The sequence below is a fragment of the Pseudomonas sp. B21-017 genome (genome assembly GCF_024749245.1).
GTDB lineage: Bacteria > Pseudomonadota > Gammaproteobacteria > Pseudomonadales > Pseudomonadaceae > Aquipseudomonas.
In genome coordinates this window covers 5,454,768-5,476,802 of sequence record NZ_CP087194.1, presented here as the reverse complement: position 1 = coordinate 5,476,802, position 22,035 = coordinate 5,454,768, and the positions used below count along the sequence as shown (strand labels likewise).

The 22,035-nt window shown below is 58.1% G+C and carries 17 protein-coding genes; 13 read left to right on the top strand and 4 right to left on the bottom strand.

The features are described 5' to 3' along the window. The first annotated feature begins 153 nt into the window (after positions 1-153). Positions 154-1,113, top strand: a complete 960-nt coding sequence (locus tag LOY28_RS24815) for a MerR family transcriptional regulator (RefSeq protein ID WP_258614505.1) — start codon at positions 154-156, stop codon at positions 1,111-1,113. Positions 1,114-1,116: 3 nt separating this feature from the next. On the opposite strand, the gene LOY28_RS24810 is transcribed toward LOY28_RS24815, so the two are convergent. Then, positions 1,117-1,722 (bottom strand): hypothetical protein, encoded by a 606-nt coding sequence (locus tag LOY28_RS24810; protein WP_018927173.1) that lies wholly within the window; start codon positions 1,720-1,722, stop codon positions 1,117-1,119. A 54-nt stretch (positions 1,723-1,776) separates the two neighbouring features. Continuing rightward, on the bottom strand, positions 1,777-2,253 hold the full coding sequence (locus LOY28_RS24805; protein WP_018927172.1) for a PAS domain-containing protein: 477 nt from the start codon (positions 2,251-2,253) through the stop codon (positions 1,777-1,779). A 103-nt stretch (positions 2,254-2,356) separates the two neighbouring features. Between LOY28_RS24805 and LOY28_RS24800 the strand changes: the two genes are divergently transcribed. From LOY28_RS24800 to LOY28_RS24765, 8 genes are all read left to right on the top strand, one after another. Next, positions 2,357-2,812 (top strand): flavodoxin, encoded by a 456-nt coding sequence (locus LOY28_RS24800; RefSeq protein WP_018927171.1) that lies wholly within the window; start codon positions 2,357-2,359, stop codon positions 2,810-2,812. A gap of 172 nt (positions 2,813-2,984) precedes the next feature. Then, positions 2,985-3,767 carry a class II aldolase/adducin family protein gene (locus LOY28_RS24795; protein ID WP_018927170.1) on the top strand — a complete coding sequence of 261 codons (783 nt, stop codon included), beginning with the start codon at positions 2,985-2,987 and terminating at the stop codon, positions 3,765-3,767. Beyond that, positions 3,768-4,670: an alpha/beta fold hydrolase gene (locus tag LOY28_RS24790; RefSeq protein WP_018927169.1), complete on the top strand. Its 903-nt coding sequence runs from the start codon at positions 3,768-3,770 to the stop codon at positions 4,668-4,670. Positions 4,671-4,779: 109 nt separating this feature from the next. Continuing rightward, positions 4,780-5,691 (top strand): SDR family oxidoreductase, encoded by a 912-nt coding sequence (locus LOY28_RS24785; RefSeq protein WP_018927168.1) that lies wholly within the window; start codon positions 4,780-4,782, stop codon positions 5,689-5,691. A gap of 586 nt (positions 5,692-6,277) precedes the next feature. Further along, on the top strand, positions 6,278-8,071 hold the full coding sequence (locus LOY28_RS24780) for a DUF1302 domain-containing protein (RefSeq protein WP_026286500.1): 1,794 nt from the start codon (positions 6,278-6,280) through the stop codon (positions 8,069-8,071). A 23-nt stretch (positions 8,072-8,094) separates the two neighbouring features. After that, positions 8,095-9,462, top strand: coding sequence for a DUF1329 domain-containing protein (locus LOY28_RS24775; RefSeq protein WP_258612677.1), 1,368 nt, complete (start codon positions 8,095-8,097; stop codon positions 9,460-9,462). 140 nt (positions 9,463-9,602) lie between these two features. Continuing rightward, positions 9,603-12,155 (top strand): LuxR C-terminal-related transcriptional regulator, encoded by a 2,553-nt coding sequence (locus LOY28_RS24770; protein ID WP_258612676.1) that lies wholly within the window; start codon positions 9,603-9,605, stop codon positions 12,153-12,155. A 163-nt stretch (positions 12,156-12,318) separates the two neighbouring features. Next, complete coding sequence (locus tag LOY28_RS24765; protein ID WP_258612675.1) at positions 12,319-15,762, top strand: dermonecrotic toxin domain-containing protein; 3,444 nt, start codon at positions 12,319-12,321, stop codon at positions 15,760-15,762. A 52-nt stretch (positions 15,763-15,814) separates the two neighbouring features. Here the strand turns inward: LOY28_RS24765 and LOY28_RS24760 are convergent, their stop codons facing one another. Next, positions 15,815-16,597, bottom strand: coding sequence for an IclR family transcriptional regulator (locus tag LOY28_RS24760; protein ID WP_258612674.1), 783 nt, complete (start codon positions 16,595-16,597; stop codon positions 15,815-15,817). Between the two features lie 118 nt (positions 16,598-16,715). Between LOY28_RS24760 and hmgA the strand changes: the two genes are divergently transcribed. From hmgA to maiA, 3 genes are read left to right on the top strand one after another with little or no spacing between them, the layout of a single operon-like run. Next, the gene (hmgA, locus tag LOY28_RS24755; protein ID WP_064620233.1) at positions 16,716-18,020 is read left to right on the top strand and encodes a homogentisate 1,2-dioxygenase; all 1,305 of its coding nucleotides are present in this window, start codon (positions 16,716-16,718) and stop codon (positions 18,018-18,020) included. A gap of 3 nt (positions 18,021-18,023) precedes the next feature. Further along, positions 18,024-19,331 (top strand): fumarylacetoacetase, encoded by a 1,308-nt coding sequence (gene fahA / locus LOY28_RS24750; protein WP_204125448.1) that lies wholly within the window; start codon positions 18,024-18,026, stop codon positions 19,329-19,331. Between the two features lie 12 nt (positions 19,332-19,343). Continuing rightward, a complete protein-coding gene (gene maiA / locus LOY28_RS24745) occupies positions 19,344-19,979 on the top strand; it encodes a maleylacetoacetate isomerase (protein WP_018927159.1) in 636 nt (211 codons plus the stop codon). A gap of 25 nt (positions 19,980-20,004) precedes the next feature. Here the strand turns inward: maiA and LOY28_RS24740 are convergent, their stop codons facing one another. Then, positions 20,005-20,808 carry a SirB1 family protein gene (locus LOY28_RS24740; RefSeq protein ID WP_258612673.1) on the bottom strand — a complete coding sequence of 268 codons (804 nt, stop codon included), beginning with the start codon at positions 20,806-20,808 and terminating at the stop codon, positions 20,005-20,007. 183 nt (positions 20,809-20,991) lie between these two features. Between LOY28_RS24740 and LOY28_RS24735 the strand changes: the two genes are divergently transcribed. Further along, positions 20,992-22,011 (top strand): Glu/Leu/Phe/Val dehydrogenase dimerization domain-containing protein, encoded by a 1,020-nt coding sequence (locus LOY28_RS24735; RefSeq protein ID WP_258612672.1) that lies wholly within the window; start codon positions 20,992-20,994, stop codon positions 22,009-22,011. Positions 22,012-22,035: the final 24 nt, after the last annotated feature.

Below are 22,035 nucleotides of genomic sequence, written 5' to 3'. Positions count from 1 at the left end.
GGCACAGCGCCGGGGTAGTGGGCTGCGTCTTGGGACAAGCAAGGATTATTCCTGATTGTGTCTGGAACTTTCGTTCCAATTAGTTCAACGACGTGTTGAATATCACTGGGGTATGAGAGTAAAAATGTATCAAAATATTAATATGGATCCAAAATCCCTGTGCTGACCGACATTGCGCCTGGCTTGCCCCCCATTACCTCCCTGATTCGAGAAGAGCTGTTCCCGATTCGTGAGGTCGCGCGGATGACAGGGGTCAACCCGGTCACGCTCCGAGCCTGGGAGCGACGCTACGGGCTGATACAGCCCACCCGCACCGAAAGCGGGCACCGCTTGTATTCGATGACCGATATCGAGCGTGTCCGCAGCATCCTCGGCTGGATCGAGCGCGGTGTCGCGGTAAGCAAGGTTGGCAAGATACTGGCCAAGACCGAACCGCTCCAGGTGCTGGAGCGGATCATTCCCGACGAGCTCGTTCAAGCCGACTACAGCCAATGGCAGCAGCAGGTCAAGGCGGCAGTGAGTGTTTTTGACGAAGTTCAGCTGGAACACGTCTACGGTCAGATCTTTTCCAGTTATCCGCTGACAGTTGTGTTTCAGGACATCCTGGTTCCGATCTGGAAGCTATTGCTACAACGCCAAGATGCGTTCGGTCAGACCAGCGAGTGGCTTTTTCTGGATGGCTTTCTGCGGTCTCGAGTATTGCAACGCCTGCTGCTGGTGCGTGTCATGCAGCCGCGACGAGTGATTGTCTGCGCCTTGGCCGACCAATGTCGTGAGCTCGAAGTATTGGTCACGGCGCTCTATCTGAGCAGCATCGATTCGGCTATTCAGTTGTTGGCGATCGGGCAGCCCTTTGATGAGTTGATCTTGGTTTGTGAGAAGATCAAGCCCAGGGCGCTGGTGCTGATTTCCAATCACGCGCCGGCTGCCGAACTGCCTCGACGTTTGAACCGTCTGGCCATGGGCCTGGATTGTCAGCTGTTTCTGGCCGGGGATGCGTCCGACCTGGCGCAAGAAAGTCTGGCCGGGTCGTCGGTGGGTTGCCTTGGAAACGAGGGAGGGGTGATGCGCCAGCGTCTGAAACAGTTCCTGGCGGGAAACCTGGATACCTGAGATTCAAATATGCAAAGCAGGATGGGTCAGGCGATGTTGCTGAAGGATGTACTGACGCAGACGCTCGGTTTCGTCCTTGTCACTCTGGCTCAGCTCGTAGGCGTAGAAACCTTGCTCGGTCTCACGCTCCAGGGTGCCGCGCAACGCAATCCGCTCATAGCCTGACGGGCTGAACCACAGCGCGAAGTGCTTTGGCGCTTTGGTCTTGTTGCGAACTTCCAGCAAAACCCCTTTGAACGATATTTCGTGCACCCACATCGTGCCGGGTTGCCCCTTGGCATTTTCCAGCGCCACTGGCTCTTCGAGCGCCAGGCGCCATGGCCGAATCATTGGCCCGTCTTCATAAATGCTGGGGACACCGAGGCGTAGATGCATTGCGTGAAACTCATCTTCCACCAGGTGCAGCGGGAAGGTCATTTGCTGATTTTCGAAAGTGGCCTGGATGGTGACTTGCTCATGAGCGGCCAGGCGTGTGAGCAAATCACGGATCTGCGAGCCGCCATTGACCAGCAAACTCGACGTCGCATCCCGCACATTGAGTTGCGGGTTGTGTTGCATGGTCTGGATAAAGTCCAGCTCATCCTGGGTCAGGAGTGCGTCGCGCTGCATGATTTGCTCGAAAGAAATAATTACAAAGTCATCGGTGATTGTAGTAAATGACCACTAATTCGCAGATTGGTTTGATCCGTTCGTCGACTTGAGATCAGCAAGTTCTGCCTGTACCTCGGCCAATTGCGCTTCCAGCTGTGCAACTCGCTGCTGTGCCCTGACCTGAACCGTGACGTCTTTCTGCACACCGACAAAATAGGTTTGTCCGTCGTGCGGGTTTTTTACCGTGGAAAGCGACAGTTCGTTCCAGAACGGGGTGCCGTCCTTGCGGTAATTCCTGAGAATTTCCCGGCAGGAACCGCCATTGCCCAACGCCTGGCGAATCAATGCGAGGGCGGGCTGATCCCGGTCTCCTGCCTGCAGAAAACGGCAATCCTGGTAGAGGATTTCTTCGCTGGTATAGCCCGTCAGGCGTTCGAACGCCGGGTTTACGTAAATCAGGATATTGTCCTGTTCGCCTTCCTTTTCGGCAATCACGATGCCGTCGTTCGACGCGTCGATCACCATTTGCAGCAGTGAGGCATTGATCATCGCAGAGTCCTTTGCGTATTGATGGGGACGCTGCATTCTAAAAGATCAATGAGGGCTGTGCTGTTAATATCTTGGCCTTTTACTCAGCTTCAGGATCAGATTGATGAAAGTCGCCATCCTTTCCGGCTCGGTGTACGGCACGGCTGAAGAAGTCGCCCGCCACGCCGCAAGTCTATTGAACGCCGCCGGTTTCGAAACCTGGCACAACCCGCGCGCGACACTTGCCGATGTTCAGGCCTTTGGCCCAGAAGCATTTCTGGCGGTGACTTCGACCACCGGCATGGGTGAGTTGCCGGACAACCTGCAACCATTGTATTCGATGATCCGCGATCAATTGCCCGCCGCCTGGCGTGGCTTGCCGGGTGCCGTTATCGGGTTGGGCGACTCGAGTTACGGCGATACGTTCTGCGGTGGCGGTGAGCAAATGCGTGAGTTGTTCGGCGAACTGGGCGTGCATGAAGTGCTGCCGATGTTGCGTCTGGACGCCAGTGAAACGGTAACGCCGGAAACCGACGCCGAGCCTTGGCTGGCGGACCTGGTCAACGCTCTGCGGGGCTGACCGGCTTTTATTGGCGGCAGTGTTCTGACATGGATCCAGGCTCCCCCGCGCACTGACTCGCTCGGCCACCAAGCTGGCTGCCAATGCAACTAGCCGATCTCCGGGGGCTGACTAGACTGCTGTAACGTCAGTGAACATTAAGAACCCAGAACAATAAAAAGAGATCCTTGCCGTGAGCGTAACCCCCATCCAGTCGCCACACAGTCTCCAGGATAAAGTCAGTGCCGCCGAGTGGCAGACCCGCGTCGACCTGGCGGCCTGTTATCGTCTGGTCGCCCTCCACGGCTGGGACGATCTGATCTTCACGCACATTTCAGCCAAGGTGCCAGGCACTGAAGACTTCCTGATCAACCCGTTCGGGATGATGTTCCATGAAATCACCGCGTCGAGCCTGGTCAAGGTCGATCAGGCCGGCAACAAATTGATGGACAGCCCCTACGAGATCAACCCGGCGGGTTACACCATCCACAGCGCGGTGCATGAAGTCCGGCATGACGTCGTGTGTGTGCTGCATACCCACACGGCGGCGGGGGTGGCGGTATCGGCGCAGAAACAGGGCATTTTGCCGATCAGTCAGCAGTCATTGTTCGTGCTGTCCAGCCTGGCTTATCACGCCTACGAAGGCGTGGCACTGAACCATGAAGAGAAGGCGCGGCTGCAAGCCGACCTGGGTGAAAACAACTTTCTGATGCTGCACAACCACGGTCTGCTGACCTGTGGCGGCACCATCGCCGACACGTTCCTGATGATGTTTACCTTTCAGCGCGCCTGCGAGATTCAGGTGCTGGCGCAGAACGGTGGCGCAGAGCTGATCGCCATCGAACCGCAGATTCTGGCGGGCGCCAAGGCGATGATCGCCGGCGTCACCAAAAGTGCTCAAGGGATGGGTGGCGCGCTGGCCTGGCCGGCGCTGCTGCGCAAACTCGATAAACAAGACCCGGGTTATAAACTCTAAATGGCACTCGCCGAAATTCCTCTGTGTGTCTGGCGTAAGCGCGGCCAGACGTTCGTCTTCCGCGGTCAGACCATCCGCTATTGGGCGGCGGGGCAGGGCGAGCCGCTGTTGTTGATCCATGGCTTCCCGACCGCCAGTTGGGACTGGCATTACCTGTGGCAGCCGCTGGCGCAGCGCTATCGGGTGATTGCCTGCGACATGCTTGGCTTCGGCGATTCGGCCAAACCGGTGAACCACAACTACAGCCTGCTGGAGCAGGCCGATCTGCAACAAGCGTTATTGGCGCACTTGAACGTCGAGCAACCCGTTCACGTGTTGGCACACGATTATGGCGACAGCGTGGCCCAGGAGCTCTTGGCCCGGCACTACGAAGCACGCGCTCATATCGCCAGTTGCGTGTTCCTCAATGGCGGGTTGTTTCCCGAAACCCATCGCCCGGTGTTGATGCAAAAACTCCTGCTAAGCCCCTTGGGCTGGATGATCGGGCTAGCTTTTACCCGTGACGCTCTGGTGAAGAGTTTCAAGCAGATTTTCGGTCCGCAGACCCGGCCCACCGAAAGTGAGCTGGATGATTTCTGGAGCCTGGTCGATAGCAATCACGGGCAGCGGATCATGCATAAATTGATCGGTTATATCCCGCAGCGGCGGGTCCAGCGTGAGCGTTGGGTCAGCGCCATGCAGCGCGGCGAGGTGCCGCTGCGCGTTATCGATGGTGAGGTCGATCCGGTTTCCGGTGCGCACATGGTGGCGCGCTATCGGCAACTGATTCCCACCCCGGACACTGTCCTGCTGTCCGAGATCGGCCATTACCCACAGATCGAAGCGCCGGCGCAGGTGCTCAAGCACTATCTGGAATTTCGCGATCAGTTGATTTCACCGCCGCTCAAGTTGGCGTGTTCCTGACTATCCCGCTGCCTTATCGCGCACCATTCAGCCGCCCCCGTGTTCATTGTGACCGGCAGCCCCGTGCCCGACACTCGCACTAATAGTCCCTGGCCTGCTGGAGTTCCCCATGAATGAGTCTGTGCGCTTCGAAGATAAAGTCGTGATTGTCACCGGTGCAGGCGGCGGCTTGGGGCGAGCGCATGCATTGCTGTTCGCCAAACAGGGTGCCAGAGTGCTGGTCAATGATCTCGGCGGCTCGGCTCAGGGTGAAGGCGCCAATGCATCGGCGGCCGATCGGGTGGTGGCGGAAATTCGTGAAGCGGGTGGCATCGCCGAGGCTAATCATGACTCTGTCACCGACGGAGACAAAATCGTCCAGCATGCCCTTGATACGTTCGGTCGTATCGATGTCGTGGTGAACAACGCCGGCATCCTGCGCGACAAGACCTTTCACAAAATGGACGACAGCGATTGGGACCTGGTTTACCGCGTTCACGTCGAAGGCGCCTACAAGGTCACTCGCGCCGCCTGGCCACACATGCGTGAGCAAAACTATGGCCGCGTGATCTTCACCGCGTCGACCTCGGGCATCTATGGCAACTTCGGGCAGTCAAACTATGGCATGGCCAAACTCGGCCTCTACGGCCTGACCCGCACACTGGCTATCGAGGGCCGCAAGAACAATATCCTGGTCAATGCCATCGCCCCCACGGGTGGGACCCGCATGACCGAAGGCCTGATCCCGCCGCAAGTATTCGAGCAACTCAAACCGGAACTGGTCAGCCCATTGGTGGTGTACCTGGGCAGCGAGCAATGCCAGGAAACGTCGGGGCTGTTCGAGGTCGGTGGCGGCTGGATGGGCAAGGTGCGCTGGGAGCGCAGCCTGGGCGCCGGGTTCGATCCGCGGGTCGGTTTCTCGCCGGAGGATGTGGCGGCGCATTGGCAGCAGATCTGCGATTTCGAAGGCGCGGCGCATCCGAAGGACAACATTGAGGCGCTGAAGGAAATGATGGAGAACTTGCAGAAGTATTCCCTCTGACGCTGATTGCGCGACATCTGGCGGGGCTTGCCTGAGCCCCGTCATCTCCTCCCGACTACTCCCTGCCTGAAAACCTTTCGCCCATAAAAAAGGCCGCTGCAAACGCAGCGGCCAAAGTAAGACGTGGATCCAGGAGCTACAAATCAACGTCAGTGAACACAGGGCGATGAGTCGAAAAAATACGCTTCAAATCATCTGGATTCTGTCGCCAACGGGGTGGTCTATCATCCCCGTTCTTTGTGCTTTCGGGCCGTTTTCCGTGAAAGCCAGGCAAGAATAAGGTATTGATCACAAAGGAAAAATAGCGATTTCTGACATGCACTGTTACAGTCTTGGCAACAGTCTTCGGCTGACCTTTTGTAACAGCTGCCGCTAGCTGCGCCAGCTGTTACACATCCAACTTCAACCATGTCCCATGCACTGCACTGATAACCCTCCATCCAGCCCATCCATACCCCGCGCAAAACCCCGCCCCATGCGGGCCTTCATCCTTTGGAGGTACATCGCGAATACCTCCTTGGTGCGCTTATCGCTCCCGGCGAGCGGCAGTAGGGTGGGGTCTTCTGTCACTCACCGGGGAAGACGCATGACAAAAACAACAATGCGCGCCATCTTCAAACCGCAAGCGCTGGCCGCTGCGGTGGCCTTGGGCTGCTGTGCCCAGGCGCAGGCTGTTTCATTCAACATCGGCGAAATCGAGGGGCAGTTCGATTCCTCGTTGTCCGTCGGCGCGAGCTGGGGCATGCGCGATGCCGACAAGTCGCTGGTGGGTACCGTCAATGGCGGGACAGGCCAGTCTTCGACCGGTGATGACGGACGCCTGAACTTCAAGAAAGGCGAAACCTTCTCCAAGATCTTCAAGGGCATCCACGACCTCGAATTGAAGTACGGCGACACGGGCGTGTTCGTCCGTGGCAAGTACTGGTACGACTTCGAGCTCAAAGACGAAGACCGCGAGTTCAAGCAGATCAGCGACAGCGGTCGCAAGGAAGGCGCCAAGTCTTCCGGGGCGGAGCTTCTCGATGCCTTCGTTTATCACAACTATTCCATCGCCGATCTGCCGGGCACCGTGCGTGCCGGTAAACAGGTGGTCAGCTGGGGTGAAAGCACCTTCATCGGTAACTCGATCAACAGCATCAACCCGGTCGACGTTTCGGCGTTCCGGCGTCCCGGCGCTGAGATCAAGGAAGGCCTGATTCCGGTCAACATGTTGTTCGCTTCCCAGGGCTTGACCGATCAACTCACGGTGGAAGGTTTCTACCAACTGGAGTGGGACCAGACCGTCGTAGACAACTGCGGCACCTTCTTCGGTAACGACGTGGTGGCGGACGGTTGCAACAACAACTACACCGTCGGCAGCCCGGCGATTGCACCGCTTGCACCACTGGCGGCAGCCTTTGGCCAACCTATCCAGGTCACCCGTGAGGGCGTGATCGTGCCCCGTGGCGGTGACCGCGATGCACGGGATTCGGGGCAGTGGGGCGCGGCTTTGCGCTGGCTCGGTGACGACACCGAATACGGCCTCTACTTCATGAACTACCACAGTCGCACACCGACCGTCGGCACCACCACCGCCGGGCTGTCCACATTGGCCAGCCTGCCGGGTATGGTCAGCACTGCCAACCGTCTGGCCCCGGGCAGCGGTTCGGGCCTGGCGCAAAGCGTAATGCTCGGGCGCGGCCAGTACTACCTCGAATACCCGGAAGACATTCGCCTGTACGGTGCGAGTTTTTCCACCACGTTGCCCACCGGCACTGCCTGGACCGGCGAAATCAGCTACCGGCCTAACGCTCCGGTGCAGGTCAACACCAACGACCTGACCCTGGCGTTGCTCAACCCGATCGCCGGCGGCGCGGCATCGCCTGTTGCGACCCGGCCTGGCGCCGACAATACCGGTTACCGCCGCAAGGAAGTGACCCAGGTGCAAAGCACCCTGACGCACTTCTTCGATCAAGTGCTGGGCGCCCAGCGGCTGACCCTGGTCGGTGAAGCGGCGATGGTCCATGTCGGTGGTCTGGAACCGCGGAGCAAGCTGCGTTACGGCCGTGATTCGGTCTACGGCCAGTACGGTTTCGGTGGCGATACCGACGGCTTCGTCACCTCGACCTCCTGGGGCTATCGCGCCCGGGCGATCCTCGATTACGCCAACGTGATTGGCGGGATCAACCTCAAACCCAACCTGTCCTGGTCCCATGACGTCGCCGGCTACGGCCCCAACGGGCTGTTCAACGAAGGCGCCAAGGCGATCAGCGTCGGTGTCGATGCCGACTACCGCAACACCTATACCGCAAGCTTGAGTTACACCGACTTTTTCGGCGGGAATTACAACACCCTGACCGACCGCGACTTCCTGGCGCTGAGCTTCGGCGTGAACTTCTGATCTGGCTGAGAAGGATGATGTTAATGCGCAAGATGATTCTGCAATGCGGCGCTCTGGCACTGAGTCTGTTGGCCGCCAACGTGATGGCAGCGGTCTCGCCGGAAGAGGCCAATAAGCTCGGCACCACCCTCACGCCGCTGGGCGCCGAGAAGGCCGGCAACGCCGATGGGTCGATCCCGGCCTGGACCGGTGGCATCCCGAAAAACGCTGGTGCGGTCGACAACAAAGGCTTCCTGGCTGACCCGTTCGCCAGTGAAAAGCCGCTGTTCACCATCACCGCCGCAACGGTCGACAAGTACAAGGACAAGCTTTCGGACGGTCAGGTGGCGATGTTCAAGCGCTACCCGGAAACCTACAAGATTCCGGTCTACCCAACCCATCGCACCGTGGCAGTGCCGCCGGAAATCTACGAGTCGGCCAAGCGCAGCGCGCTGAACGTAACCAGCATCAACGACGGTAACGGCCTGGCCAATTTCACCGGCAATCGCTATTACGCGTTCCCGATTCCGAAGAATGGCGTCGAAGTGCTGTGGAACCACATCACCCGTTACCACGGCGGTAATCTGCGACGGATCATCACCCAGGTGACCCCGCAGACCAACGGCAGCTACACGCCGATTCGCTTCGAGGAAGAGATCGCCGTACCGCAACTGATGAAGGACCTGGACCCGGACAAAGCCGCCAATGTGCTGACCTTCTTCAAACAGTCGGTAACCGCGCCGGCGCGGCTGGCGGGTAACGTATTGCTGGTGCATGAAACCCTCGACCAGGTGAAAGAGCCGCGACTGGCGTGGATCTACAACGCCGGTCAACGTCGAGTGCGCCGTGCACCGCAAGTGGCCTACGACGGACCAGGCACCGCCGCTGACGGCCTGCGGACTTCGGATAACTTCGATATGTTCTCCGGTGCGCCAGATCGCTACGACTGGAAACTGATCGGCAAAAAGGAAATGTACATTCCCTACAACAGCTACAAACTCGATTCGCCGAGCCTCAAGTACGATGACGTGGTGAAAGCCGGGCACATCAACCAGGACCTGACCCGCTACGAGTTGCACCGGGTCTGGGAAGTGGTCGGCACGGTCAAGCCGAGTGAGCGGCACATCTACGCCAAACGCCACATGTACCTCGACGAAGACAGCTGGCAAGTGGCGCTGGTGGACCACTACGACGGTCGCGGCCAACTGTGGCGAGTGGCCGAAGGTCACGCCCAGTACTACTACGATCACCAGACTCCGGCCTACACCCTCGAGGCGCTCTACGACATCATCGCTGGCCGATACATTGCCCTGGGAATGAAGAACGAAGAGAAGCACAGTTTCATATTTGGCTTTGACGCCAAGGCTGCCGACTACACACCGTCGGCTCTGCGCGCCGAGGGCGTTCGGTAAGGGTTTTGATACATTGGCATCACAAAAGGCGACCGGTGGGTCGCCTTTTTTATGGGCGCCAATCAGCGCGCTGAATACCTCTCAACAAGCGGGTTGGAGAGGGTTAGGGTTGTCGGACAATTATAAAAAGGCACGCTGCAATGACCGCCATGACCCCGTGTCTGGACCGTTCTGGATTCCTGCCCCGCCTGTCCTCTCATCACCTGTCGCGGGCTCGCTTGACCGAGCCGCTACTGACCTCAACGGCCCGGGTGAAATTACTCTGCGCCCCCGCCGGCAGCGGCAAGAGTGCGCTGCTCGCCGAGTGCCTGTTGCGGGCGCCATCCCAGTGCCGGGTGCATTGGCTGCCCTTGTCTGGCGGGGTGTCGAGCGCGGCTGATTTTCGTCATCGTCTGGCTGAGGCGCTGGGGTTGGCCTCGTCGGGTGAAACCGAATTGCTGAGCAATCTGGCGCGATTGCAGGCGCCGACCTGGCTGTTCCTCGATGACTACTGCCGTCTGCCGAACCCGGAGCTGGACTCGTTGCTGGATCGCATGTTGGCGATCGGCAGCCCGATGCTGACCTGGTGGCTCGGCACTCGCCGCCGGCCGCAATGCAACTGGCCACGGCTGTTGCTTGATGATGAATTGTACGAGTGCGAGAGCGCTTCGCTGGCTTTTACTTCAGGTGAAGTGGAGCAGCTGTTGCGTCCCTGGGTGCCGGATCAGGCCAACAAGGTGGTCAGTCGGGTCATCCAGCGCACCGGCGGCTGGTGTGCCGGTGTGCGGATCGCACTGTTGCAGAAGTGCGACTGGTCGCGTCAGGACACTCCCCAGGGACGGGCGGACACTTTGCTCGATTATCTGGAGCACGAGTTGTTCAGCTCGCTGACGCCTGAGTTGAGCGAGGCCTGGCGCGTGCTGGCCCACTTGCCACGCTTCAATGCCCGACTGTGCGATCACCTGTTTGGGGCCGGGGAGGGCGCGCAGTACCTGAGGACCTTGCAAGCACTGGGTTGTTTTATCGAACCCTGGCGCGACTCCACCGACTGGCTGCAGGTTTTCACCCCGTTCACCCAATTGCTGCGCGATGAGCAATGGCCGGCCGGACGCTCCTGGCATCGGCGGGCCTGCCAGTGGTTCTGCGCCGAGCAGGACTGGAAATCAGCCTTCGAACAGGCATTGCTCGCCGAGGAATACGAAGTGGCGGTCAGCCTGTTGCAGCACTTCAGTTTCGAGCATCTGTTCGAGGAGCAGACAGTGGTGCTGTTGTTGCGTCTGCATGAGCAACAAGGCGAGGAGCTGATGCTCGGCTCGCCGCAACTGATCGGGCTGATCACGGCGGCATCGCTGTTTGCGGGGCGGTTTGAGCAAGCCGGAGCCTGTATCGAGCAGTTGTCGCGATTCGTCCCGCAGCCGTCGGCGATTCTGCAACGGCAGCTGATCGCACGGTGGCAGGCCCAGCAGGGTTGGCTGTTGCATTTGCAGGGGCGGATGGAGGGCTCGCGTGCGCATTTTCTCGATGCGCTGAAGGACCTTGGTCCCGAACTCTGGACTGTACGTGTGATGTGCTTGTCGGGGCTGACCCAGCAAGCATTGCTGCGTGGGGAGCTGGAAGTCGCCCAGGCAATGAATCGTGAAGCGTTGTGCCTGGCGCGTGCGCAAGGTTCACTGGTTTTCGAAGGACTGCTGGAACTGGACCATGCGCAATTGCTGGAGCAGCGTGGTGCTCTCCAACGTGCCGAGGACTTGCTTGCCAATGTTCACGCCATGTTCACCAGGCAGCAACGCGATGCCGAACCTTTGCTCGGACGACTGGCGTTGCAGCGTGGCCGTTTGAATCTGTCCCTGGGACGCGATGCACAGGCGAGCGAGTTGTTTGAAAGTGGCTTGCGGATCTGCCTGCGCAATCACGACAAGCGGGTGCTGTACGGTTTTCTGGGGCTTGCGCAATTGGCGGCCAATCAACGTGACTATGACTTGGCATTTGCTCATCTGCGCGATGCTGAACGGTTGATGCAGCAGCGGCAGAGTCCTGACACCGTTTATCGTGGCGTACTGCTGCAAGTCAGCAGCCATTTCTGGCTGCAGCAGGGCCGGCCAGAACTCGCCTGTGAGGCGCTGAGTCGCGTCTTGCGCCACTATCTGGGCCAGGCGCGGCAAGCACCTCCGGCAACTTTGCTGCTGATTGCCCGGATTGAGTACCTACTGGTGTTGGCCCAAGTCTATTTGCACCGGAGCGAGGCCCCATTGAACATCCTCGCTCGCCTGCTTGATCAGTCGAAGCGCTCCGCTCAGTTGACGCTGGAGGTGGAACTGTTGTTCGCCAGGGCCGAAGTCGCCTGGTTGAATAGTGACCTGGTCAGTGCCAACGAGTTTTTACGCAGTGGATTAAATCTGGTGGAGCGATGTGGTTTGCGGCAGGCGCTGCGCGAACTTCAATTACGCCAGCCTGACCTGCTGTTGGCACTGGGAATGACGGAGCCGAACATTGAAGGCGTGGCATATACAGGAGGTAATAATCCGCTTAGTCAGCGCGAGGTCGAAGTACTAAAGTTGATTGCGTTGGGTAATTCGAATCAACAGATTGCCGAGCAATTATTCATCTCGTTACATACGGTCAAAACGCATGCTCGACGCATTCACGGTAAGTTGGGCGTTGAGCGCAGAACTCACGCAGTTGCCCAAGCACGATTGCTTGGGTTGTTGGCGTGATGTAACAATTGATTGGCTGTTTGTGGCACGACATTGTTGTCGCTGCAACATAAGTCGAAAAGAAATTCGACTGTGATGTTGGTTTTTTTTGATTTAGTTTCGCTGAAAGTTGGTGTGTGCAAAGTGCGCCGCTTTCAATTGACTAAATCAGGATTGTGTATTTATGGAAGGTAATAAACTCGAATCGGTTTCAAATAAATTTATCGGCGTAAACGAGGCCGTTGAACAATTGTCCGAGCAATTGAGCCTCATCCCGTCATTTGCGTCTTTGCTACAAGATTGTCTGGCGGAGGACATGTGGCGGTTGGTGCCGGAACTCTATGTTTCCAGGGTGTTTATCAATTATCGCGGTGCTGCGACTGCCCAAGAGCCGACAGGCTCACTGAATAATGTATTGATGGAGTGTCTGCTGCGCGGAAGTGCACCGAATTATAATCCAGACCAATATGGTGTGTACGATTGGCTGAACGATACGGACGAAAGCGCCCGACACGCTGATCTGGATATTGGGACAGTGAGTCAATTTATCGCCGAATTGCTCCGGACGTTGCCTGCAAAGTTTGTCGTGGCGCTGGATCAGTACTGGGCACGTAATATGGGCAACAACGTGATGCGTAAAGGCCTTCTGCGAAGTTATGCAGTCAAACTCTTCTGGCAGGAATTGAATAGCGTAACGCAAGAGGGCGGTGTCACACCGGAAGACGAAAAAAAGATTTTCGCGTTGACCGGTCCTCTGGTTCCCAGCGCATTTTATGGCGTTGCTGTCCAACTGCACGATGGCGTCTTCAAAACATTGGCTTCGGCTTTTGTCATGCGTCTGGATGGTCAGTCGTCAGGGGCGATTGTTCCTGCGGCGGACAGTGCCATGATTTTATATACGGCAAATGCAGGGGTGGAAAAGTTCGCTACGTCGGCAGCGCTGCATCAAGAAGTCCGGAAACGCCTGAGTACGCCAGCGAGTCGTGGCGAATTGCTGAAGGACTTGGCAGTTGAAGACGCGCAGAAGGTCGAGGCTGATCCAGAGATTCGTTATCCACGAATTGATACGGATATATTCGGTTTTGGCACAGACGCGCTGTTGGCAAAAAAACGTGCTGACATCAGTCGTCAACTCAAGGGGTTGAGTGGCTCGCGCACGGACAAGGAGAATGTGATCCGAGAAGTTAACGCCCTCCTGCCCTTGAAGGAGCTGCTTGAAAATGCGAAACATCGCACCGCCGCGCTGATCAAGTTGATCAGTAAAAATGCGTGGCCTGAATGGTTGAAGCGCAGTAGCGAAAGGGACCAGAAGATTTATGTCGATCTGGAGCGCACCCTGCTTCAAAGTGAAGTAGATCTGCATCAACGAGTGGGTCATGTCGCGTCGCTGAAAGCCTATACACGAAACAGTGTTCAAGACTTTATTTTTCGGCGTGCTGCACTGCATGTCGATCCTGATTTTGTCCTCGTGACCTTGAACTACAATTTCCGTATGGGCGTGAAGGAAATCAGGCATCAAGAAACGAAAACGTTAACCGAACTTTTTATGTACGGTTTGCATGATAAAGCCGCCCGCTATCAGCTCAAGATCAACGGCGAACATGCGCGGGATTTGACCCCTTCATTCATCGAGTCGGCCATCGAAACGCTCGATGTGCGGATGAAGTACGCAGCGCTGCGGAACGCTGCCTATAAAGAGCCAGAAGTACAAGACGCTATCCATGAAAACCTGGCAAGAGTGACGGCCTTGTCGGTATTCGCCGCCGGGCTGCAAGGTCATTTGAAGGCGCAAAGTCTGGATATGGTGAAACGTTGCAATCTCGGCGATACATCATTGACCACTCATGGTCTTTCTTTTCGTGATGATTATCAGGCATTCAAGGAACTCACCGTTTATACGTCTAAAAGCAATGGTGCGCTTGTTCCTTGTGTGTTATATGCGCCAGGCGCGCCGGGAGGTAAAGACTGGTTTGAGTTCGATAATGTTTGGTTGCTCAAGGAGCACGTTGCGAAATGGGTGCTTGTTCCGGGCGGTAAGGATTACTTGATCGATCAATGCCATTTGAAGGATCGCAGCAAGCTGGTTGACGAAATAGATAAATCTGGAGCAGCGGCCATAGCTGGTCAAGGGTCAAGAATCAATACTGTTACATGGCTGTCTCTTCCCCAAAGACGCTTCGAAGACAGTGTCAGGCAGTTACTGGCATGGGCGCAGTACGAGGTCGAATTTGTTACGCCTGGTTGGTTCAGGCAAGCGAAGCTGTCTGAACGGCAATGCCTGGCTCGACTGACTACTGAACAAAGCGCCATTTATGAACTGGCGAAAGATAAGGTGAATGTACAGCCGTTTCAGGTGTTTGCTCGGGAATTGGTGAAAAAGCGAGTTAATGACTATTTACGTCGCTCGGGGCCACACCCGGAAATCGATCCGGACCAGGTTGAGATCACAATTGCAGGTCATCAGCCAATGACCCTGACTCAACTGTTTATTAATTGGGAAATCTGGCGCAGCGACACCAGTTCTTTTGTAAAGGCTCTTGCGTGGTTTGACACGGTGGTCAAAAGTCTGGTCAATGTTCGTGATCAATTGAGAACGGCTACGTTCAGGTCAAGAGACGGCACCTCGGTGGGAAGGCTGAGTGCAACAGTGATCAACGACTTGATTGGAGTGTTGCCAGGGGATCAATACATCGATTATTTGAAGCGCACTTTCCTCAATCCCGGGGTCGGAGATCTGTCAACAAGACCTGAGGTGTATGGCAAGCTCAAGCAAAACAAACTCCAGTTCGATGCTCTGACTCAGAGAATGCAAGGCAATTTGAGCGTGGAGCAATATACCTGGCTGAATGCGGTGCTCGAAGAGTTGCACATAACTGCAAATACTGCCAATGGCGAAGTCTACAGGTTTGTCGTCAACGGCAAGCGCGTTGAAGGTGGGTACGTCTTTGCTCGCAAAGGCACAACTGAAAAGATTATTTATCTGCCAGCGGCTTACGATGGCAAGAACTTTGTTTCACTGGAATCTTATGCCGCGGAACTGAAGATGCACGCGCGATGGGATATTGTTAAAAGTGTCCGAAGTAGAGATCAAGAGGTTGTGCGCGCTTATTTGTTCGAGGTTCTGAAGGGATACCATGATTTCACGCTAACACCCGGACGGCCTATCCGCTTATCGGATGACTACGCGCCGATGATCGAGCTTTTCATCGCCGAGACGGATGACCAGACGACCAGTCTTTCCGAAGCATTCTGGCGCGACACGCTAATTGTTGCCGAATTTGCGGTGGACATTGTTTCGCTCTTCATTCCACCGGTCGGGGTCGCAGCCACGTTATTGAAGGCAACGCGATCAATTGTGCTAGGGGTAATCGCTCACCACAACGGGTATGAAAAACAGGCAAACGGGCATTTTTCAGCTGCATGGGTCGGGTTGATTTCTCTCTATGTGGGTACCGTTGCGGGCATTGGCGGTGCAAATGCCGGCCTGAGTCTCCTTTCCAGAATCAACGATTTTGCCGGAATCGTTTCAACCGTTACCGGTGTTGAGGTCGGCGTAAATTATCTGACCTATGTGGCGGGTCGGTCTCTCGCGAATACAACCGGTTCGGTAACAACCTCTGTTCGCTGAGCAGGGAGAAGAGTGGATTAATAGCGGGCGGTGATATTTCCGCTTTATTACGTCACGTTTCAACCTGGTAACCCATCCGCCAACTCACGGCCCGCGTCGCTGCCAGCAATCGCTGCGCCGCCGGGCCGTTTTCGTCGGCATGGAACAACGAGGTCGGGCCGACGATGGTCATCACCGCCGCCACCTGGCCGACAGCGTTGAACACCGGTGCCGACAACGCATCCACTCCCGGCATCAGCAACCCATGCACATGATGCAGGCCGCGTTCGCGGATCTGTTCGCATAAGGCTGCATAGGTCTGATCGTCCGCCAAGATGTGGTCAGTGGCGTTGTGAAGTTCCTGATCGCGCAAGTCCACGGTTTCCCGCTTTGGTAGGTAAGCGCCAAATACCAGGCCAGTGGATGAACTGAGTAACGGCAATACCGAGCCCAATTGCGTGACCACCGTCACCGCTCGCACCGCCGGCTCGATGTGCACCACCGTCGCGCCCTGATTGCCCCACACCGCTAAAAAACAGGTTTCATTCAAGTCATCACGCAACTCGGCCAGAGGCAGAGCGGCGACTTTCAGCACGTCCATACTGTTCAGGGCAGCCAGGCCGACTCGCAGCGCTTCACGGCCCAGGCCGTAATGGTTGGTGGCGGGGTTCTGTTCGGCAAAACCGCTGGCGATCAGCGCTTGTAGATAACGGTGAACCTTGCTCGCCGGCATCTGCACGTGTTCGGCCAGACGCGACAGCGAGGTCGAGGGCGACAGCTCGGCGAGGGCCTTGAGGATGTCGGTGCCGACTTCGGCCGAGCGGACTTTCTGTTTACCGTTGCTTTCGCTGGTCATGGAGGCGGTGTGATCCCGGGACGAATGGGCGTCTTTATAGCTTGACGGTCAATACCAATCAAATTACGTTATGCGTAATTGAATTACGATAAAAATAACTTCCCGTTCAGGAGGCTCCATGAACCTCGATTCAACGGCGCCAGCGCTGGCTTATCAGTCAGGCTTTGGCAACGAATTCAGCAGCGAAGCGTTGCCCGGCGCACTGCCCATCGGCCAGAACTCCCCGCAAAAAGCCCCTTACGGCCTGTACACCGAGCTGTTCTCCGGCACTGCGTTCACCATGGCCCGCAGCGAAGCACGCCGGACCTGGATGTACCGCATTCAGCCGTCGGCCAATCACCCGGCATTCGTCAAACTGGATCGGCAACTGGCCGGTGGTCCATTGGGTGAAGTGACCCCCAATCGCCTGCGCTGGAACCCCTTGGACATTCCGACCGAGCCCACCGATTTCATCGACGGGCTGGTGAGCATGGCCGCCAATTCGGGCGCGGATAAACCGGCCGGGATCAGCATCTACAACTACCGCGCCAACCGTTCCATGGAGCGAGTGTTCTTCAACGCCGACGGCGAACTGCTGCTGGTACCGGAACTGGGCCGCCTGCGTATCGCCACCGAACTGGGCGTGCTGGAACTGGAGCCGCTGGAAATCGCCGTGCTGCCTCGCGGGCTGAAATTCCGCATCGAACTGCTCGACCCGCAAGCGCGGGGCTACGTGGCCGAAAACCACGGCGCGCCACTGCGGCTGCCGGACCTGGGGCCGATCGGCAGCAACGGTCTGGCCAACCCTCGCGACTTCCTGACCCCGGTGGCGCATTACGAAAACCTCAAGCAACCGACCACCCTGGTGCAGAAATTCCTCGGCCAGTTGTGGGGCTGCGAGCTCGATCATTCGCCGCTGAACGTGGTCGCCTGGCACGGCAATAACGTGCCCTACAAATATGACCTGCGTCGCTTCAACACCATTGGCACGGTGAGTTTCGATCACCCGGATCCGTCGATTTTCACCGTTCTGACCTCGCCGACCAGCGTGCACGGTCTGGCCAACCTCGACTTCGTGATCTTCCCGCCACGCTGGATGGTGGCCGAGAAAACCTTCCGTCCGCCGTGGTTCCACCGCAACCTGATGAACGAATACATGGGCCTGATCAAGGGCGAGTACGATGCCAAAGCCGAAGGTTTCGTGCCGGGCGGCGCCTCATTGCACAGCTGCATGAGTGCTCACGGCCCCGATGGCGAGACCTGCACCAAGGCGATCAACGCTGAACTGGCGCCGGCTAAAATCGACAACACCATGGCTTTCATGTTCGAGACCAGCCAGGTGCTGCGCCCGAGCCGGTTCGCCCTGGATTGTCCACAGCTGCAAAACGATTACGACGCCTGCTGGGCTTCGTTGCCCGCCACTTTCGACCCGACACGGAGATAATCCATGACTCAGACTTCCATCACTCGTAGCTGGGTTGCCTCCGCCAACGGCCACGCGGATTTCCCGCTGCAAAACCTGCCGTTGGGTGTGTTCAGCGTGAAGGGCGGAGCGCCGCGCAGTGGCGTGGCGATCGGCGACCATATCTTTGATCTGGGAGCGGCACTCGATGCCGGGCTGTTCGACGACGGTGCCGCGCGGACCGCCGTCGAAGCCACCCGTGGCGGCCAGTTGAATGCATTTTTCGAGCTGGGTCGCGAGGCTCGCGTCGCCCTGCGTGAACGCTTGATCGAGTTGTTCAAGGAAGGCAGCACCCTGCACGGCAAGATCGAAGCCCAAGGCGCAAAACTGCTGCCGCTGGCGGCGGATTGCCAGATGCACCTGCCGGCGAAGATCAACGACTACACCGACTTCTACGTCGGCATCGAGCACGCGCAGAATGTCGGCAAACTGTTTCGCCCGGATAACCCGTTGCTGCCGAACTACAAGTACGTGCCGATTGGTTATCACGGCCGCGCCTCGACCATTCGCCCGTCCGGCACCGACGTGCGGCGTCCGAAAGGCCAGACCCTGCCGGCCGGCCAGATCGAGCCGACGTTTGGCCCGTGCGCACGCCTGGATTACGAACTGGAACTGGGTATCTGGATCGGTCCGGGCAATGCCATGGGTGACTCGATCGCCATCGGTGACGCCGCCGATCACATCGCCGGTTTCTGCCTGCTCAACGACTGGTCGGCGCGCGACATCCAGGCCTGGGAATACCAGCCGCTGGGGCCGTTCCTGTCCAAGAGTTTCATTACCAGCATTTCGCCGTGGGTGGTGACGGCCGAAGCGCTGGAACCGTTCCGTCGTGCGCAGCCGGCGCGCCCGGAAGGCGACCCGCAGCCGCTGCCTTACCTGTTCGACAAACGTGATCAGGCGGCCGGTGCCTTCGACATCGAACTCGAAGTGCTGCTGCTGACCGAATCGATGCGCGAACAGAATCTGCCGGCCCATCGCCTGACCCTCAGCAACACCCAACACATGTACTGGACCGTGGCGCAGATGGTGGCGCATCACAGCGTCAACGGCTGCCAGTTGCAGGCCGGCGACCTGTTCGGTTCGGGCACGTTGTCCGGCCCTGAAAGCGGTCAGTTCGGCAGCCTGCTGGAAATCACCGAGGGCGGTAAAAAGCCGATCGAACTGGCCTCGGGTGAGGTGCGTAAATTCCTCGAGGATGGCGACGAAATCATCCTGCGGGGACGTTGCAGCCGTGAGGGTTTTGCTTCCATCGGTTTCGGCGAGTGCCGCGGCAAAGTGCTGCCGGCGCGCTAAGAGGATCGGCCCATGGAACTCTATACCTATTACCGTTCGACCTCGTCTTTCCGGGTACGCATTGCGCTGGCGTTGAAGGGGCTGGATTACCAGGCACTGCCGGTCAACCTGATCGCGCCGCAGGGGGGCGAACATCGCCAGCCGGCGTATCTGGGCATCAACCCGCAAGGCCGGGTGCCGGCCTTGCGCACCGATGAAGGCGAATTGCTGATCCAGTCACCGGCGATCATCGAGTACCTGGAGGAACGTTATCCACAGGTGCCGCTGCTGTCCAAAGACCTCGCCGCCCGCGCCCACGAGCGTGGAGTGGCGGCGGTGATCGGCTGCGACGTTCACCCACTGCACAACGTCAGCGTGCTCAATAAGCTGCGGCAGTTGGGGCACGATGAGCCGCAAGTGGTCGAGTGGATCGGTCACTGGATCAGTCAAGGGTTGGCGACGGTGGAGCAGTTGATCGGTGACGCCGGTTATTGCTTCGGCGATCAACCGGGGCTGGCGGACGTTTACCTGATCCCGCAGCTGTATGCGGCCGAGCGTTTCAATATTTCACTGGACGCCTACCCGCGTATTCGTCGAGTGGCAGCGTTGGCGGCGCAACATCCGGCGTTCATCAAGGCGCATCCGGCGAACCAGCCCGATACCCCTTGATGGCTTCACATTGACCCCTGTGGGATCAGTGGACGATGGCGTTGGGCGGCAAGTGCCCCAACCGTTCGGTCAGGCGAATCCGCTGGATCGGGTCGTCGCAGAGCAGTAGCGCATGTTCCAGGTCAAAACGCTCGGCATTCGGGCAATCCAGCCGTTGATAGAGGCTGGCCCGGGCCAGGTAGTCGGAGGCGTTGGCGTTGCCCAGCTCCAGCACGCGCTCGGCGTCGATCAGGGCGTCGATGTAGTCATCGTTCGTGAGGTACAACTGGCGCAGGTTGCGTGACAGCCGTTGCAGCATCTGCGCAGGTTCGGCGGTCTGCAAATGCTCGGCGCTGAGCGGTATGTTCGGGCCGTACTGGCGTTGCAGCAGTTCACGGCAATCGTTGGGGTACAGCCGGCGCCCGCCGCACGGGTCGAGCAGGTGATCGGCGCCTTGCACCCGCAGCAGGAAATGCCCGGGGAAGTTGACCCCGACCATGGGGATTTCCAGTCTTCTGGCCAGCTCCAGGGCAATCAGGCCCAGCGCCAATGGCTGACCGCGCCGGCGTTCCAGCACTTTATGGAGCAACGCCACTTGCGGGCGCAAGGGCGTGAAGTCGTCCTGGGCGAACCCCAGGTCATTCATGCGCCGCAACAACGGTTGCGCCAACTCATTTACCGGCAGCATCGGTAATCCGTAGCTGACCCGCTGTTGCAGGTCCTTGAAGTCCGCCAGCACAGCTTCGGGATTCAGCTCTTTATCGTGTTCGGCGGCGATCCACAACGCCGCCTCGAACAGCGCGGGCGGTGATCGTTGCAGACAGTCGAAAAAGCGTTGGCGCGGGGTCATCAAAATCTCCGGGGAATGCCTCGTTTTAGCCCCGTCGCAGGCTTTCGTCCAGTGCTGAACACAGGCCGTAACAGGTTATGTCCGAAAACCTTTAAAGCCGCGCTGCTTATTCCTGTGCGCTTCTGCAATTTTTGTGCGCAAGCCTATACTGGCGACTACAAGAAGTGATTCGGGAGCCCTACGATGTTCGCTCTCATGCAAAGCACTCGCCTTGAATCGCTGCACCTGAGCGTCGATCCGGTCACCGGGTTGAAGGCGGTGATTGCCATCCATAACAGCCGCCTGGGACCTGCCTTGGGCGGGTGTCGTTACCTTGCCTACCCCAGCGATGAATCCGCGATCGAGGATGCCGTGCGCCTCGCCCAAGGCATGAGTTACAAGGCGGCCCTGGCTGGCCTGGCTCAGGGCGGTGGCGTTGCGGTGATTATTCGCCCGGCCCATGTGGAAAACCGCGCCGCAGTATTCGAAGCGTTCGGGCGCTGGATCAATCAGCTCGACGGTCGCTACATCACCGCCATCGACGCCGGCACCTCGGTGGCGGACATGGACTGCATCGCCCAACATACGCAATTCGTCACCAGCACCACCGCTGCGGGGGACCCAGCACCGCATGCCGCCATGGGCGTATTCGCCGGCATCCGCAGCACCGCCATGGCCCGCTTGGGCAGCGATAATCTGGAAGGGCTGCGCATTGCCGTTCAAGGCCTGGGCAATGTTGGTTATGCCTTGGCCGAACAGCTGCACGCTGCCGGCGCCGAGCTGCTGGTCAGCGACATCGATCACGGCAAAGTACAACTGGCCATGGAGCAGTTGGGCGCTCATCCGATCGCCAACGAAGCGCTGCTCAGCACCCCTTGCGACATTCTCGCGCCTTGTGGCTTGGGCGGTGTGCTTAACAGGACCAGCGTGACGCAGCTGCGCTGCTCGGCGGTCGCAGGTTCGGCCAACAACCAACTGACCCATCTGGAAGTCGCCGATCAGCTGGAACGCCGGGGCATTCTGTATGCGCCGGATTACGTGATCAACGCCGGCGGGCTGATCTACGTGTCGCTCAAACACCGTGGGGAAGAGCTGACGACCATCACCGCGCACCTGTCGAAAATCAGTTTACGGCTGACCGAAGTCTTTGCCCATGCCCAGGCGGAAAAACGTTCTCCGGCCAGGGTAGCGGATGAGTTGGCAGAGAAAGTGCTGTACCGGTAAACGTTTGAATCGATAAAGGAGTGA